At 72.1% G+C, this 16,059-nt stretch carries 14 protein-coding genes; 8 read left to right on the top strand and 6 right to left on the bottom strand.

Annotation, left to right across the window (positions count from 1 at the left end; genetic code table 11):
• Positions 1-30: 30 nt before the first annotated feature.
• Positions 31-3,108 (bottom strand): FAD-binding and (Fe-S)-binding domain-containing protein, encoded by a 3,078-nt coding sequence (locus GTY47_RS04360; RefSeq protein ID WP_040903038.1) that lies wholly within the window; start codon positions 3,106-3,108, stop codon positions 31-33.
• Between the two features lie 781 nt (positions 3,109-3,889).
• On the opposite strand from GTY47_RS04360, the gene GTY47_RS04355 reads away from it, so the two are divergent.
• Both GTY47_RS04355 and GTY47_RS04350 read left to right on the top strand, forming a co-directional pair.
• Positions 3,890-4,804, top strand: a complete 915-nt coding sequence (locus tag GTY47_RS04355) for a HipA family kinase (protein ID WP_010038980.1) — start codon at positions 3,890-3,892, stop codon at positions 4,802-4,804.
• Positions 4,801-5,094, top strand: coding sequence for a SelT/SelW/SelH family protein (locus GTY47_RS04350; RefSeq protein WP_010038979.1), 294 nt, complete (start codon positions 4,801-4,803; stop codon positions 5,092-5,094). The genes GTY47_RS04355 and GTY47_RS04350 overlap by 4 nt, the downstream gene beginning before the upstream one ends.
• On the opposite strand, the gene aceB is transcribed toward GTY47_RS04350, so the two are convergent.
• Positions 5,084-6,709 (bottom strand): malate synthase A, encoded by a 1,626-nt coding sequence (gene aceB / locus GTY47_RS04345; protein WP_010038978.1) that lies wholly within the window; start codon positions 6,707-6,709, stop codon positions 5,084-5,086. The two genes, GTY47_RS04350 and aceB, sit on opposite strands and share 11 nt — an antisense overlap.
• Before the next feature lie 207 nt (positions 6,710-6,916).
• Positions 6,917-7,531, bottom strand: a complete 615-nt coding sequence (locus GTY47_RS04340) for a nucleotidyltransferase family protein (RefSeq protein ID WP_029181114.1) — start codon at positions 7,529-7,531, stop codon at positions 6,917-6,919.
• Positions 7,532-7,726: 195 nt separating this feature from the next.
• On the opposite strand from GTY47_RS04340, the gene GTY47_RS04335 reads away from it, so the two are divergent.
• The gene (locus tag GTY47_RS04335; RefSeq protein ID WP_078602808.1) at positions 7,727-8,056 is read left to right on the top strand and encodes a DUF5955 family protein; all 330 of its coding nucleotides are present in this window, start codon (positions 7,727-7,729) and stop codon (positions 8,054-8,056) included.
• Between the two features lie 434 nt (positions 8,057-8,490).
• On the opposite strand, the gene GTY47_RS04330 is transcribed toward GTY47_RS04335, so the two are convergent.
• A complete protein-coding gene (locus tag GTY47_RS04330) occupies positions 8,491-9,288 on the bottom strand; it encodes an IclR family transcriptional regulator (protein ID WP_010038972.1) in 798 nt (265 codons plus the stop codon).
• A gap of 258 nt (positions 9,289-9,546) precedes the next feature.
• Between GTY47_RS04330 and allB the strand changes: the two genes are divergently transcribed.
• Both allB and alc read left to right on the top strand, forming a co-directional pair.
• Positions 9,547-10,887: an allantoinase AllB gene (gene allB / locus GTY47_RS04325; RefSeq protein ID WP_010038971.1), complete on the top strand. Its 1,341-nt coding sequence runs from the start codon at positions 9,547-9,549 to the stop codon at positions 10,885-10,887.
• Positions 10,888-10,923: 36 nt separating this feature from the next.
• Positions 10,924-12,039 (top strand): allantoicase, encoded by a 1,116-nt coding sequence (alc, locus tag GTY47_RS04320; protein ID WP_010038969.1) that lies wholly within the window; start codon positions 10,924-10,926, stop codon positions 12,037-12,039.
• A gap of 48 nt (positions 12,040-12,087) precedes the next feature.
• On the opposite strand, the gene GTY47_RS04315 is transcribed toward alc, so the two are convergent.
• Positions 12,088-12,852 carry an SDR family oxidoreductase gene (locus GTY47_RS04315; RefSeq protein WP_040903037.1) on the bottom strand — a complete coding sequence of 255 codons (765 nt, stop codon included), beginning with the start codon at positions 12,850-12,852 and terminating at the stop codon, positions 12,088-12,090.
• Positions 12,853-13,027: 175 nt separating this feature from the next.
• Between GTY47_RS04315 and GTY47_RS04310 the strand changes: the two genes are divergently transcribed.
• Both GTY47_RS04310 and GTY47_RS04305 read left to right on the top strand, forming a co-directional pair.
• Complete coding sequence (locus tag GTY47_RS04310) at positions 13,028-13,654, top strand: dihydrofolate reductase family protein (protein WP_010038965.1); 627 nt, start codon at positions 13,028-13,030, stop codon at positions 13,652-13,654.
• 152 nt (positions 13,655-13,806) lie between these two features.
• On the top strand, positions 13,807-14,202 hold the full coding sequence (locus GTY47_RS04305) for a ribonuclease domain-containing protein (RefSeq protein ID WP_010038962.1): 396 nt from the start codon (positions 13,807-13,809) through the stop codon (positions 14,200-14,202).
• 47 nt (positions 14,203-14,249) lie between these two features.
• Here GTY47_RS04305 and GTY47_RS04300 read toward each other — a convergent pair whose 3' ends face one another.
• Positions 14,250-14,450 (bottom strand): hypothetical protein, encoded by a 201-nt coding sequence (locus tag GTY47_RS04300; RefSeq protein WP_010038960.1) that lies wholly within the window; start codon positions 14,448-14,450, stop codon positions 14,250-14,252.
• Positions 14,451-14,696: 246 nt separating this feature from the next.
• Here GTY47_RS04300 and GTY47_RS04295 point away from each other — a divergent pair, with 246 nt between their 5' ends.
• Positions 14,697-15,914 (top strand): histidine kinase, encoded by a 1,218-nt coding sequence (locus GTY47_RS04295; protein WP_078602813.1) that lies wholly within the window; start codon positions 14,697-14,699, stop codon positions 15,912-15,914.
• Positions 15,915-16,059 lie beyond the last annotated feature (145 nt).

Raw genomic sequence — 16,059 nt, 5'->3', positions numbered from 1 at the left:
GGGGTCCTTGCAATATGAGCGCAAGGACCCCTAAGGGCGCCGCAGCGACCGCAGGGCGGCCCGGCCGGCCACCGTCGCGGCGGTCGCCGTGAGGGCGGTGGCGCCGGCGGTGGCCGTCCACCGGGCCGCGCGGGAGGGCCGCTCGGGGCGCACGGCCAGGCGTTCCGGTTGCCCGGCCGGGAGCGTGCCCTCCAGACCGCGGGCCAGTACTTCGGCCAGGTGCAGGGCACGCCGTCCGGTGCCGCCCTGTTCGATCTGGGTGCGGCAGCTGAAGCCGTCGGCGAGCAGCAGGCTGCCCGGCTCCGCCGCGCGGACGGCGGGCAGGACGCCCTGCTCCGCGACGGCCATGGACACCTCGTGGTGGCCGCGTTCGAAACCGAAGTTGCCGGCGAGGCCGCAGCAGCCCTCGTCGAGGACATCGGCGTCGAGACGGGCGCGGCGCATGAGCTCCCGGTCGGCGTCGAACTTCATGATCGCGTGCTGGTGGCAGTGGGTCTGCACCGTCGCCCGACGAGCCAGACCTGGTGGCTGCCAGCCGTCGGGCGCGTGCCGGACGAGCTGCTCGGCGAAGGTGCGGACCTGCCCGGCCAGCCGCTGCACGTCCTGGTCGCCGGGCATCAGCTCCGGGGCGTCGGCGCGGAAGACGGCGGTGCAGGACGGTTCGAGGCCGATGACCGGGGTGCCCGCCTCCAGATGGGGCCGGAGCACGTCGAGGGTGCGGCGCAGCACCTTCTGCGCGCGGGGCAGTTGGCCGGTGGAGATCCAGGTCAGGCCGCAGCACACCGGCTTGGCGGGCACGGCGACGCGGAAACCGGCGTCCTCCAGCACGTGTACGGCCGAGATGGCGACGGAGGGGTGGAAGTAGGTGCTGAAGGTGTCGGGCCACAGCAGCACGGTGCGCGGATCGGCCGGGTCGGGCTCCTCGGTGTCGCGCCGCTGCCACCACTGGAGGAAGGACTGCCGGGCGAACACGGGTGCCTGACGGGCCGCGTCCACGCCGGCCAGCCGCTTGCCGGCCCGGGCCAGACCGGGCGCGTGCAGGGCACTGTTGACCACTCCGGGGGCGATCCGGGACAGGCGCGCCCACACGGGCAGCCAGCCCATGGAGTAGTGGGCCGCGGGGCGCATCCGCCCCTCGTAGTGGTGCGAGAGGAACTCCGCCTTGAGGGTGGCCATGTCGACACCGGTCGGGCAGTCCGACTTGCAGCCCTTGCAGGCCAGGCACAGGTCGAGGGCATCGCGCACCTCGGTGGAGCGCCAGCCGTCCGTGACGGCGGAGTCGGCGTGGCCGCCGAGCATCTCGAACAGCAGCCGGGCGCGGCCTCGTGTGGAGTGCTCCTCCTCCCTCGTGGCCCGGTAGGAGGGGCACATGACGCCGCCGGAGTGGCTGCGGCAGTTGCCGATGCCGACGCAGCGCATCACGGCCCGGTCGAAGGAGTGGTCGTCCTCCGGGAAGCCGAAGTGCGTCGCGGGTGTGGCCGGGTGCCAGGAGGGGCCGAGGCGCAGCTGCCCGTCGACCGGGTTGGGGTCGACGACCTTGCCCGGGTTCATCCGGTTGCCCGGGTCGAACAGCGCCTTCAGCTCGCCGAACGCGGTCACGAGTCGCTCGCCGAACATGCGCGTGAGCAGCTCGCCCCGGGACTGGCCGTCGCCGTGCTCGCCCGACAGGGAGCCGCCGTAGGAGGAGACGAGGTCGGCGGCCCGCTCCACGAAGCGCCGGAAGTCGGCCACGCCCTCGGCGGTCGTGAGCGCGAACGGGATGCGGGTGTGGACACAGCCCTGTCCGAAGTGCCCGTAGAGGGACGGGTGGTCGTAGTCGAACTCCTCGAACAGCTGCTGGAGGTCCCGCAGATAGTCGCCGAGCCGCTCGGGTGGGACGGCCGAGTCCTCCCAGCCCTCCCAGGTCTCCCGGTCGTCGGGCGGACGGGCGGTGACGCCGAGCCCCGCCTCACGGGCCTTGAGCATCCGCTGCTCGCGCTCCAGGTCGTCGGAGAAGGCGACAGTGCGGTCCTTCTCGGACCGGCCGACGGCGCCCAGCAGGGCATGCGCCTGCTCGTCGACGGCGTCCTGGCTGTCGCCGAAGAACTGCAGCATCAGCCAGCTTTCGCCCTCCGGCAGGGTGTTCAGGGACTCCAGGTAGGCGCCCTCCTCGCGCATCAGCTGGGCCATGCGCCCGTCGAGGGCCTCCAACTGGCCGGGCGCGCAGTGCTCCAGCAGTCGGGGGACGTCGTCGGCGGCCGTGCAGATGTCGTCGTAGCCGAGGACCAGCAGCGACTGGTACGCCGGCACCGGCACCAGGTCGAGTTCGGCGCGCAGCACGGTCACCAGGGTGCCCTCGCTGCCGACCAGGGCCCTGGCCACGTCGAAGCCGTTCTCGGGCAGGAGCGAGTCGAGGTTGTAGCCCGAGACCCGCCGCGGGATCTTCGGATAGCCGCGCCGGATGTCGCCGAGATACCCGCTGACGATGCCGTCCAGGCCGGCGTACAACTCGGCGCGCCGGCCGCCCTCCGCGGCGATCCGCGCCCGCTCGGCCCGCGAGGTCGGCCCGACCCACATCCGGACGCCGTCGTAGGTGAGCACCTCCAGGCGGCGCACGTTGTCGACGGTCTTGCCGTAGGCCTGCGCGGACGCGCCGCACGAGTTGTTGCCGATCATGCCGCCCAGGGCGCAGTGGCTGTGCGTCGAGGGCTTCGGCCCGAACTGGAGCCTGTGGTCGAAGAGTCGCTGGTTGAGCGCGTCCAGGACGATCCCCGGCTCGACCACGCAGGTCCGTGCGGCGGGATCGACGGAGACCAGCCTGTTGCAGTACTTGCTCCAGTCGATCACCACGGCCGTGTTCGTGGACTGGCCCGCGAGGCTGGTGCCGCCGCCCCGCGACAGCACCGGGGCGCCGAAGCGGGCGCACACCTGCACGGCGTGAGCTCCGGCCTCCACCGTACGAGGCACCACGACACCGATCGGCACCTGCCGGTAGTTGGAGCCGTCGGTCGCGTAGGCGCCCCTGCTGCCCGCGTCGAACCTGACCTCGGCGTCCACCTCCTCGCTCAGCGCCTCCGCCAGCCCGGCCACATCATCCGCCCCGGAGGCGTCGAAAGGAGTGCGAGTCATCGGGGGAAACCGCCTTCCTGAGCCGTTGACCGCGCGCGACGTCCGGTCGTGCCGGGTCGGCTCTCCGCCTGCCGCTCCCGAGTACCCGACCTCGCCGGGCGCAAGAGCGGACTCTCACCCGCGGTGGCCCGATCACAAAGGCACCCCAGATCTCTGGAATTACTCGGCGTTCATGACGTACGCCAACACCGTCACGACGGTGGCGGAGATGCAGCAGGTCATGCAGGTCGGCCCGCGCCGATGACAACCTGGCGATGGGCATCCGGAAGCGCCTGGGGCTCGAGGCGGGCCGATGGTGATGTGTGGTTACCGGGGCATGCCGGAGGCGACGCGCGAGGCGACCGATCCCGACGGGTGGCGCACACCGGAGACATCGCTGGCGTCGACGACGACGGGTTCCTCTGGATCGTCGACCGCAGCGAGGACCTCACGCCGCGGGCAAGAACATGTCGCCCACCGCGATCGAGATGAAGCTGACCTCGGCAGCCCCGCTGATCGGCCACGCGTGTGTCATCGGCGACCGCACTGCTCGTACTCGACCCCGCATCGACCGCCGGACCACCAGGGGCGGCCGACCTCGATGTCCTCGCCCGCGTGGCCGACGAAGTCGCGGCGGCCGGCGCCCGGCTGGCGCGGGGCGAACAGATAGCCAGGAGCGCACCCCGCAGTCCGTCTGGAACAAGATCACCGGACTCCCCGAAGTGTCACCCTCGGTTACTATGCTCACTTCATGCCGGAGGCCGGAGGCCAGGGGCGGACGAAGAGGCGGGTGGCCCGGACAATGCTCAGAGAGGTCTTCGCAACCCGCTACATAGAGCCGCTGCGCTCCGGCGGCTCCGTGCCCGGCGTCGTCGAGGCCGACGACCTGGGCACGTACGTCGTGAAGTTCACCGGCTCCGCGCAGGGCCGCAAGGCGCTGGTCGCCGAGGTGATCGTGGGGGAGCTGGCCCGCGCCCTCGGACTGCGCTTCCCCGAGCTGGTGCTGGTGCACTTCGACCCGTCGATCGCGCAGGGGGAGCCGCATCAGGAGGTACGGGACCTGCACGCGGCCAGCGCGGGCGTGAACCTCGGCATGGACTACCTGCCGGGCGCCCGGGACTTCACGCCGGAGATCGGGAGGGTCTTCCCCGTCGATCCCCTGGAGGCGGGGCGGATCGTCTGGCTCGACGCCCTGACGGTGAACGTCGACCGCACGGTGCACAGCTCCAACCTGATGGTCTGGCCCACCCTGGGCGTCGCGCCCCCGCGCCTGTGGCTGATCGACCACGGTGCCGCGCTCGTCTTCCACCACCGCTGGGACGGCACCGACCCCGCCAAGGCCTACGACTTCCGGCACCACGCCCTCGGCCACTACGGGCCCGACGTCCCGGCCGCCGACGCCGAGCTCGCTCCCAAGGTGACCGAGGACCTGCTGCGCCGGATCCTCGCGGAGGTCCCGGACGCCTGGCTCGCGGACGAGCCGGGTTTCGCCACCGCGCAGGAGGCACGCGAGGCGTACGTGTCGTACCTGCACGCGCGCGTGCGGGCCTCCGGGGCCTGGCTGCCCACCGACTTCCCCGGCCGGGAGGAACTCGCCGCCGAGGAGGCCCGCCGGACGGCTCGTAACCAGCAAGGACGCCCCGCGTGGCTCAGGCAGGTCCCCGACCTGCACGGCAAGCCCGCGGCCGAACAGGATTGGTCGGTGCACCTCGGATGAGTGGCCGTGTCGAGATCGAGTACTGCACCCAGTGCCGCTGGCTGCCCCGCGCGGCCTGGCTGGCGCAGGAACTGCTCACGACCTTCGAGGCCGAGCTGACCGAGCTCGCGCTGAAGCCCGGCACGGGCGGGGTGTTCGTCGTGCGCGTCGGCGACGAGGTCGTCTGGGACCGTCGCGAGCACGGCTTCCCCGAGCCGACGGCCGTGAAGCGGGCCGTACGCGACCGAGTGGCCCCGGGGAAGACCCTGGGCCACTCGGAGAAGCCGTCCGCGGACCAGGTCAGCCCTTGAGCTGCTCGTACGCCGGGAGCGTCAGGAAGTCGGCGTAGTCCTCGTCGAGGGAGACCGTCAGCAGCAGGTCGTGGGCCTGCTGCCAGTTGCCGGCCGCGAAGGCCTCGTCGCCGATCTCGGCCTTGATGTTCGCCAGTTCCTCGGCGGCGACCTTGCGGGCCAGGTCGGCGGTGACCTTCTCGCCGTTGTCGAGGACGACGCCCGCGTTGATCCACTGCCAGATCTGGGAGCGGGAGATCTCGGCGGTGGCGGCGTCCTCCATCAGGTTGAAGATCGCGACGGCGCCGAGTCCGCGCAGCCAGGCCTCGATGTAGCGGATGCCGACCTGCACGGCGTTCACCAGGCCCGCGTACGTCGGCTTGGCGTCCAGCGAGTCGATGGCGATCAGGTCGGCCGCCTTGACGTCGACGTCCTCGCGCAGCCGGTCCTTCTGGTTGGGCTTGTCGCCGAGGACCTTGTCGAAGGACTCCATGGCGATCGGCACGAGGTCGGGGTGGGCGACCCAGGAGCCGTCGAAACCGTCGTTCGCCTCGCGGTCCTTGTCGGCGCGGACCTTCTCGAAGGCGACCTTGTTGACCTCCGCGTCCCGGCGGGACGGGATGAACGCCGCCATGCCGCCGATCGCGTGGGCGCCGCGCTTGTGGCAGGTGCGGACGAGGAGTTCGGTGTACGCGCGCATGAACGGGGCCGTCATGGTCACCGCGTTGCGGTCCGGCAGGACGAACTTGGCGCCGCCGTCCCGGAAGTTCTTGACGATGGAGAACAGGTAGTCCCAGCGGCCCGCGTTCAGCCCGGAGGCGTGGTCGCGCAGTTCGTAGAGGATCTCCTCCATCTCGTACGCGGCCGTGATCGTCTCGATCAGCACGGTCGCGCGCACGGTGCCCTGCGGGATGCCGACGTAGTCCTGCGCGAAGACGAAGATCTCGTTCCAGAGGCGGGCCTCCAGGTGCGACTCCGTCTTGGGCAGGTAGAAGTACGGGCCCTTGCCCAGGCCCAGCAGGCGCTTGGCGTTGTGGAAGAAGTACAGGCCGAAGTCGACGAGCGCGCCGGGCACCGGGGTGCCGTCCGCGTCGACGAGGTGACGCTCGTTCAGGTGCCAGCCGCGCGGGCGCATGACGACCGTGGCCAGTTCCTCGTTGGCCTTCAGGGCGTACGACTTGCCCGACTTCGGGTCCGTGAAGTCGATGGTGCGGGTGTAGGCGTCGATCAGGTTGAGCTGGCCGAGGACCACGTTCTCCCAGGTGGGCGCGGAGGCGTCCTCGAAGTCCGCGAGCCACACCTTCGCGCCCGAGTTGAGGGCGTTGATGGTCATCTTGCGGTCGGTGGGGCCGGTGATCTCGACCCGCCGGTCGTTCAGGGCCTCGGGGGCCGGGGCGACCTTCCAGGAGTCGTCGGCGCGGATCGCGGCGGTCTCCGTGAGGAAGTCGAGGGTGGAGGTGCGGGCGATCTCGGCACGGCGCTCGGCGCGGCGGGCGAGGAGCTCGTCACGCCGGGGCGTGAACCGCCGGTGCAGCTCGGCCACGAAGGCGAGCGCCGCTTCGGTGAGGACCTCCTCCTGCCGGGGCAGGGGCTCGGCGTCGACGATGGCCAGCGGGGACGGCGCTGGTGCGGACATGAACTGTCACTTCCTTCAGCGAGCTACGAAGACGAACCGGCGGTTCGGCACCGGGTGCCAGTCTTCCCGGATACGGCGTTCGGCGCCCGCGGGGGCCTCGGGCGCTTCTGAACAGTGGATACTAGTTTCCTCATGGTGGAAGTTCAATCGTCTGTTGATGTCGAGATTCTCCGGGTCGAGGCAAGGTGGCTCTCCGTGCCACGTCGATCACTCAAGGTGGATCAGATCGGCCTCCGTGTCGATGTCGAAGGGCCGGGCCACGTCCCCGCACTCGACGAGCCTGATCCCCGGCTCGCGCTCCCGCAGATAGGCGCGTGCCCCCCGGTCCCCGGTCGCAGTCGCGGCGATGCCGGCCCAGTGGGCGGCGCCGAACAGCACCGGATGGCCGCGCACTCCGCAGTACGCGGCCGACACCAGCGACTCCTCGCCCTCGTACGCCGTGAGCACCCGGGCCACCGCCTCCGGGCCGATACCGGGCTGGTCGACGAGCGAGACCAGGGCGGCCGCCGCGCCCGTGCCGGCCAGCGAGTCCAGGCCGGCCCGCAGGGACGTCCCCATGCCCTGTTCCCAGTCGGGGTTGCCGACGAGAACGCAGCCCGGCAATGAGGCCCGTGCGCGCACCTCGTCGGCTCGCGCGCCCAGCACCACGTGGATCCGCTCGCAGCCGCCCTCGCGCAACACCCGCACCGCGTGCTCCACGAGTGGCCGCCCCCGGTGGGTGAGCAGTGCCTTGGGGCGCCCGCCGAGCCGCCGCCCGCCCCCGGCGGCGAGCAGCACCCCCGCAACCGCACGCGTCCTTTTCGTCGTCTCCCGTGTCGTCATGGATCCTGCATACCGCACGACCTCGGGCCGAGAAGTTACGCAGCGGAGCAAGTCGATGACGCAATGGACTGGCGCCTGGTGGCCCGTGTCGTTTACTGTCGCCCGCACCGACCGGCCGGGCGGCCGACCGGCGCCCGGTGTGGGGGACATCGCGTCGGAAGGGCACGCGCACGACGGAGTGCGAGGGGGAGGACTGTGTTGCGGAGCGTTGAGCAGAGGCGGCAGGGGCCTGTGACCAGCGGCGACGAGGATCCGCGCGTGACGGAGCTGCGCTCCGCCGTCGCCCGGCTGCGCCGTCGGCTCGCCGCGCATCCCGGCGAGTTCGCCGACCGGACCATCGCCGAGGAGGAACTGGCCGCCCTGAATGCGATGGCGGCCGACGGCACCCCCGAGATCCCACGGCTGCGCCGCTCCCTCCTGCTGATCGCAGGCGCGATCGGCTCGGTGAGCGCCCTCTCGCCGGAACTGGCGGAGGTCCGCCGCGCCGTCGACCTCTTCGTAGGGCCGGTGCGGGGGCAGGGCTAGCGGGTGCGGTCACCCCCTGGGGCGGGGGGCGGTCGGGTCCGGGCTCTGGAGGCCCGGGCCTCCTTCCAGCTCTCCAAGCAGCCGGAGGGGCACGCCTATGGGGCGTGCCAGGCGTACGCCGGCCGTGCCGACGGGGCGCGAAGGATCCGGGGGCCATGTCGACCGGAAAACCCCGGCGTGCGGCGGCCGTGTCGCGGGGCGATCCGGGCGTCCGCGTCCGCCTGGCTGTGTCGCGAGGTGTTGCGTGGTCCGCCCGGTCGGGCCGTGAGGCGCTGAGGAGTTCGTCGGTCCTGGCGCGGGGTGGCTCCGGTGTCCCGTCCGAACCCCGCGGCGCGCGTCGCCGAGGCCGCTCGGCCGTGTCGTGAGGTGCTGCGGGAATCCGTCGGTCCTGGGGTGAGGCGCCTCGCGTCCGATCGGCCCGGGGTGTCAGTCCCTTACGCGGGGCTCTGGGTGGCCAGGGCCTCCGACAGTTCGCCGGCGACCTGCTGGAGGACCGGGACGATCTTCTCCGTCGCCGCCTCCGTGACCCGGCCCGCGGGGCCGGAGATGGAAATGGCCGCCGCCGTGGGGGAGTCGGGCACCGAGACCGCCAGGCAGCGGACGCCGATCTCCTGCTCGTTGTCGTCGATCGCGTAGCCCTGCCGGCGCACGTCCTCCAGCGCCGCGAGGAACCCGTCGGGCGTCGTGATCGTCTTCTCCGTCGCGGCGGGCATGCCCGTACGGTTCAGCAGGGCCCGCACCTCCTCCGGCGGGAAACCGGCGAGCAGGGCCTTGCCCACACCCGTCGAGTGCGGTAGCACGCGCCGGCCGACCTCCGTGAACATCCGCATCGAGTGCTTCGACGGCACCTGCGCCACGTAGACGATCTCGTCCCCGTCCAGCAGCGCCATGTTCGCCGTCTCGCCGGTCTCCTCGACCAGCCGGGCGAGGTACGGCCGCGCCCAGGTGCCCAGCAGCCGGGCGGCGGACTCGCCGAGGCGGATCAGGCGCGGGCCGAGCGCGTACCGACGGTTGGGCTGCTGCCGTACGTATCCGCAGGCCACCAGCGTGCGCATCAGGCGGTGGATGGTCGGCAGGGGCAGGCCGCTGCTCGCGGACAGCTCGCTCAGGCCGACCTCGCCGCCCGCGTCCGCCATCCGTTCGAGCAGGTCGAAGGCGCGCTCCAGGGACTGGACCCCGCCGTTGGCGGAGGACCGGGCGGAGTCGGTGGTGCTGGCGCTGGACGTCGGCACGTCGCGTTCCTTTCGGGACTGGCGGAAGAGCAGAAGCCTACCCGGCAGTCGGTTGACTCCTCGCTTGTACGTAGCTACGTTCTGCGTGCTGGAATTGTAATTCCGCTTTGTGGAAACATCCAGGAGTAGTCGCATGCTGGGCGCAGGAGTCCAGTGTGCCCTTGACGGGCGCGGGAGAGGGGGTGAAGACTCCTTCAACAGAAAGTTGAATTCCGTTACGCGGAAGTAACTGGAAGCAAGTGGATGTAAGGGGTTCGGGTGTCCGACGCTGAACTGGTGCTCCGCTCGACGCGTGTCATCACTCCCGAGGGGACGCGCGCCGCATCGGTCGCGGTCGCCGCCGGCACGATCACGGCCGTCCTCCCGTACGACGCACCCGTACCGGAGGCCGCCCGCCTGGAGGACCTGGGCGACCACGTCCTGCTGCCCGGCCTGGTCGACACCCACGTGCACGTCAACGACCCCGGCCGCACCGAGTGGGAGGGCTTCTGGACCGCCACCCGCGCCGCCGCGGCCGGTGGCATCACGACCCTCGTCGACATGCCCCTCAACTCCCTGCCGCCGACCACGACCGTCGCGCACCTGCGGACCAAACAGCAGGTCGCCGCCGACAAGGCGCACATCGACGTCGGCTTCTGGGGCGGCGCCCTGCCGGACAACGTGAAGGACCTGCGCCCGCTGCACGAGGCCGGCGTCTTCGGCTTCAAGGCGTTCCTGTCGCCGTCCGGCGTCGACGAGTTCCCGCACCTCGAACGGGACCCGCTCGCCCGCGCCATGGCCGAGATCGCCGCCTTCGACGGCCTCCTCATCGTGCACGCCGAGGACCCCCACCGCCTCGCCTCCGCCCCGCAGCGGCCGGGCCCCAGGTACGCCGACTTCCTCGCCTCCCGCCCCCGGGACGCCGAGGACACCGCCATCGCCCAGCTCATCCGCGAGGCCAAGGCCCTCGACGCCCGGGTGCACGTCCTGCACCTGTCCTCCAGCGACGCCCTGCCGATGATCGCCCAGGCGCGGGCCGAGGGCGTCCGCATCACCGTGGAGACCTGCCCCCACTACCTGACCCTCACCGCCGAGGAAGTCCCCGACGGCGCCAGCGAGTTCAAGTGCTGCCCGCCGATCCGCGAGGCCGCCAACCAGGACCTGCTCTGGCAGGCGCTGGCCGACGGCACCATCGACTGTGTCGTCACCGACCACTCCCCGTCCACCGCCGACCTGAAGACCGACGACTTCGCGACCGCCTGGGGCGGCATCTCCGGACTCCAGCTGAGCCTGCCCGCGGTGTGGACCGAGGCCCGGGAGCGGGGACACGGCCTGGAGGACGTGGTCCGCTGGATGTCCACACGGACGTCCGAACTCGTCGGGCTCGACGACCGCAAGGGCGCCATCGCGGCGGGCCGCGACGCCGACTTCGCCGTCCTCGCCCCCGACGAGACCTTCACCGTCGACCCGGCGGCCCTCCAGCACCGCAACCACGTCACGGCGTACGCGGGCCGGACCCTGTACGGCGTCGTGAAGTCCACCTGGCTGCGCGGGCAGCGCATCGTCGCGGACGGCGAGTTCACCGAGCCGAAGGGGCGACTCCTCACCCGGACCAACTGAACCCCATCCCGGCCCCGAAAGGCAGAACTGATCATCGTGACGGCGATTCCCAGCTTCACCGGCGACGCGAACCCCTACGGAGGCGGCGACCCGTACGCGGACTACCGCACGGCCGACTTCCCCTTCACCCAGTACGCCGACCTCGCCGACCGGCGCCTCGGTGCCGGTGTCATCGCCGCCAACGACGAGTTCTTCGCCCAGCGCGAGAACCTGCTGGTGCCCGAGCGCGCCGAGTTCGACCCCGAGCACTTCGGGCACAAGGGCAAGATCATGGACGGCTGGGAGACGCGGCGCCGCCGGGGCGCGTCGGGCGAGAACCCGTGGCCGACCGCCGAGGACCACGACTGGGCGCTGGTCCGCCTCGGCGCCCCGGGCGTGATCCGGGGGATCGTCGTCGACACCGCCCACTTCCGCGGCAACTACCCGCAGGCCGTGTCCGTCGAGGGCACCTGCGTGCCGGGCTCCCCGTCGCCGGAGGAGCTCCTCGGGGACGACGTGAAGTGGACGACCCTGGTCCCGCGCACCCCGGTCGGCGGCCACGCCGCGAACGGTTTCTCCGTCGCCGTCGAGCAGCGCTTCACCCACCTGCGGGTCAACCAGCACCCCGACGGCGGCATCGCCCGACTGCGCGTGTACGGCGAGGTCGTCCCGGACCCCGCGTGGCTGGAGGTGCTCGGCACCTTCGACGTCGTCGCCCTGGAGAACGGCGGCCAGGTCGAGGACGCCTCCAACCTCTTCTACTCTCCGGCCACCAACACCATCCAGCCGGGCCGCTCCCGAAAGATGGACGACGGCTGGGAGACCCGGCGCCGCCGCGACCAGGGCCACGACTGGATCCGCTACCGGCTCGCCGCGCAGTCCCGGATCCGCGCCCTGGAGATCGACACCGCGTACCTCAAGGGCAACAGCGCCGGCTGGGCCTCGGTGTCGGTCAGGGACGGCGAGGACGGCGACTGGCGGGAGGTCCTGCCCCGCACCCGCCTCCAGCCCGACACCAACCACCGCTTCGTCCTGCCGGACCCGGCCGTCGGCACGCACGCGCGCGTGGACATCTTCCCGGACGGCGGCATCTCCCGGCTGCGGCTGTTCGGCTCCCTGACGGAGGACGGTGCGCGGCGTCTCGCGGCGCGTCACCAGGAGCTGGGCGGCTGACCCGCCCCGAGGGGCGCACCGGCCCGACAGCACCGGTGCGCCCCTGCCTCACGCCGCGTGCCCGCCGTCCACGGCGAACTCCGCACCGGTGACGTACGCCGCCCCGGCCAGATACGCCACCATCGACGCCACCTCGTCGGCCGTCCCGAACCGCCCCAGCGCCGTCATCGCCGCCTGGCCGGCCGCGTACGGTCCGTCCGCCGGGTTCATGTCGGTGTCGATCGGGCCGGGAAGGACGAGGTTGGCCGTGATCCCGCGCCCGCCCAGTTCCCGGGCCAGGGCCTTGGTCATGCCGGCCAGGGCCGCCTTGCTGGTCGCGTAGAGAGTCCCGCCGGGGCCCGGCACGCGCTGGGCCATGCAACTGCCGATCGTGATGATCCGCCCGCCCTCGGGCATGCGCGCGGCGGCGGCCTGGGACGTCAGGAAGACACCGCGTACGTTGACGGCGAGGACCCGGTCCACGTCCGCGAGCGAGAGGGTCTCCAGCGGCCCGAGCACCCCCACGCCCGCGTTGTTCACCAGGACGTCGAGGCCGCCCAGCGCCTCGGCCGCCGCGGTCACGGCACCGGCCGCCTCGGCGGCGTCCGCCGCGTCCGCGCGTACCGCCACCGCCCGGCGCCCCAGCGCCTCCACGGCCCGTACGACGTCCTCGGCCGCCTCCTTGCCGTTCACATAGCCGACCGCCACGTCCGCGCCCTCCCGGGCCAGCCGCAGGGCCGTGGCCGCGCCGATGCCCCGGCTCGCGCCGGTCACGAGAGCCACCTTGCCGTCGAGAGTTCCTTGAGAAGTACCGGGAGTTCCCTGAGAAGTCATGGGTCCATCCCACCGGCCGACCGACTGCGGTGCCGGCGGTGAACGGACGTCGAGGTGGGCCCCTCCGGTTCCCCACCTGAGGGAGCCGTCCGGGCGAGCGATGAGTTGCGGGTGCGCACGGGGTCTGAACCGATGACAACAGACCCCGACCGTTCCGAGCAGAAGGGCACCCGCCATGGGCAAGCTCGTCTCCACCCTCTTCGTCACCCTCGACGGCGTCTACCAGGCCCCCGGCGGCCCGCACGAGGACACCCGCGGCGGCTTCACCCACGGCGGCTGGAGCTTCCCGTACGCCGACGAGGACTTCGGCCGGTTCATCGGCGAGGTCTTCGCACGTCCGCGCGCCTTCCTGCTGGGGCGCCGGACGTACGACATCTTCAGCACGTTCTGGCCGAAGGTGACCGACCCCGCCGATCCGGTCGCCTCGAAACTCAACTCGCTGCCGAAGTACGTCCCGTCCGCCACCCTCACGGACCCGGGGTGGGCCGGCACCACCGTGCTCACCGGAGACCTCGCCAAGGAGGTCACGGCCCTGAAGGAGCGCACCGACGGTGAGATCCAGGTGCACGGCAGCGGCGCCCTCGTCCGGTCCCTGCTGGCGCTCGACCTGGTCGACTCGCTCCATCTGCTGACCTTCCCGGTCGTGCTCGGCACCGGGTTCCGGCTGTTCCCGGAGGGCGCCGTACCGACCGCGTTCCGGCACGCCGGGGGGAGCGTCACCAGCACGGGCGTCTCGATCGGGACGTACGAGGTGGCGGGCCGCCCGCAGTACGGCGAGTACGCGCTGCCGGAGAACGCGTAGCCGCCTCGCCCCGGCGCCCTCACCGACTCCGGTGAACAGCGCGTCAGGGCGCCGGAGGGCAGGTTAACTTACCGCCAACTCACGGGACTTGACGGGAAAATCTCCGAGCTTGACATTGACATGCCACTGTCTACGCGCGTCATCATGTGCGCATGAATTTCCCCCCACGCGCCTCGCGACTCGGCGCAGCAGCCGCCCTCCTGTCCGCGCTCCTCGTCGGCGGTACCGTCTCCGCCACCACGGCCGACGCGGCCCCCACCGCCGTCGGTGACATCTGCTACAGCGACCTGCCGTCCCAGGCCCATGACACGCTCGACCTGATCGAGCAGGGCGGCCCCTTCCCGTTCGAACAGGACGGCACCGTCTTCCAGAACCGGGAAGGCATCCTGCCGAGCCAGTCGACCGGCTACTACCACGAGTACACGGTCATCACCCCGGGCTCCTCCACGCGCGGTGCGCGGCGCATCGTCACCGGTGAGGAGAACCGGGAGGACTACTACACGGCCGACCACTACGAGTCGTTCGACCTGGTCGACTACGGCTGCTGACCGGGCGGCCACGTCCGTGAACGCCGGCCGGAAGTCCGCCCGGCCCGTCAGGCGGACTTCCGGCTCCCCGCCGCCGCGAACAGGGCGATGCCCAGCACGAGCAGGGCGACGCTCGCGTAGATCTCGTAGCCGTCGAGGAACCCCAGTCGTTGCACGAGGCCCCAGTTCCAGTCGGTGAACTCGTGTACCAGGCCCGCCACGCCCTGGACGAGGGCGAGGAAGCCGAGAATCTCCAGCACCTGCTTCATGGCAGACAGCCTCGCCCCGCGGATCCCCCACGCGCATCGGCCGCGGGGCGGGAGTCCGAGGACGGAAGTCCCGGTCCGGACCCGGTCGGCCGCGTCGAAGGTCTGCGATGCGGTGACTTTGGTCGACCGTTCCGGCCGGGGTGAGGTGAACGGGCCCGGGCCTGCGTAGATTTGTCGACCGTGAGTGGTGACGACGCGGGGCGGTCCTCCCCGGTGCTGACGGGGCTGACGGGCGAGACACCTGCGCTGTTCACCGGGCGCAGATGGTTCATCCCCTCCGCCCTCCTGCACGAGCTCGACCCCGACGCCGCACGGGCCGGGCGACGGCCCCGGCGTACCGCCCGCGACTGGGTCGTCGACTTCTCCTGCTTCCTGCTGGCCGTGCTGGTGGGCGCGGTCGCCGTAGAAGCGCTCAACGACAACCCCCATGTCCCGGAAGGGCTGGCCGTCGTCGACCAACTGATCGGAGCGCTGGCCTGCGCGGCCGTCTGGCTGCGCCGGCGCTGGCCGCTGGGGCTTGCCGTGGCGATGACCGCCGTCACCTTCGTCTCGGACACGGCGGGCGGCGCGGGTCTGATCGCCCTCTTCACCCTCGCCGTGCACCGCCCCTTCCGGTACGTGGCCTGGGTGGGCGGCATCAACGCGGCCATGGCCCCGCTGTACTACTGGATGCGACCCGACCCGGACATCCCCTATCTCGTGAGCGTGGTTTTCGCCGCGTTGCTCACGGTCGCGATCGTCGGCTGGGGCATGTTCGTACGGGCCAAGCGGCAGCTCATGGTGAGTCTCAGGGACCGGGCCCGGCGAGCCGAGACGGAGGCGCGGCTGCGGGCCGAGCAGGCGCAGCGGCTCGCCCGCGAGGCCATCGCGCGGGAGATGCACGACGTGCTCGCCCACCGGCTGACCCTGCTGAGCGTGCACGCGGGCGCCCTGGAGTTCCGGCCCGACGCGCACCCGGCGGAGACGGCGCGGGCGGCGGGTGTCATCCGGGAGAGCGCGCACGAGGCCCTCCAGGACCTGCGCGAGATCATCGGCGTGCTGCGAGCGGCGGAGCCGGACGACACGGGGCGGCCGCAGCCGACGCTCGCGGCGCTGGACACGCTGGTCGCCGAGTCGCGTGAGGCCGGCATGAAGGTGGCCCTCGACCAACGCGTCGGCGACGCCGGCATCGTTCCGTCCTCCGTCGGCCGCACCGCGTACCGGATCGCCCAGGAGGGCCTGACCAACGCCCGCAAGCACGCGCCCGGCACGGAGGTCACGGTGACCGTCACCGGTGCGCCGGGCGCCGGCCTCACGGTCTGCGTGCACAACCCGCTCCCCGAGGGCGAGGTGCCCCCCGTCCCCGGCTCCGGCCAGGGCCTGATCGGCCTGACGGAACGAGCGACCCTGGCGGGCGGCCGCCTGGAGCACGGCCACACGCCGGAGGGCGGGTTCGAGGTACGGGCGTGGCTGCCGTGGGGCTGAGGCGCGGCCTCGCGTCTCCTTCCCGGGCCATCCGGCGGGCCTCGGCCGCGGAGTCTCCATCTGGGCCGGCCTGACGTCGGCTCGCGTGGCGACGGAGGGTCTGGGCCGGACGGCTGACGTCGGCTCGCGGTGTGGTGGACGGTCT

It is taken from the genome of Streptomyces sp. SID5464, assembly GCF_009862985.1.
Lineage (GTDB): Bacteria > Actinomycetota > Actinomycetes > Streptomycetales > Streptomycetaceae > Streptomyces > Streptomyces chartreusis_D.
This window is presented reverse-complemented; position numbering and strand designations above follow the sequence as displayed.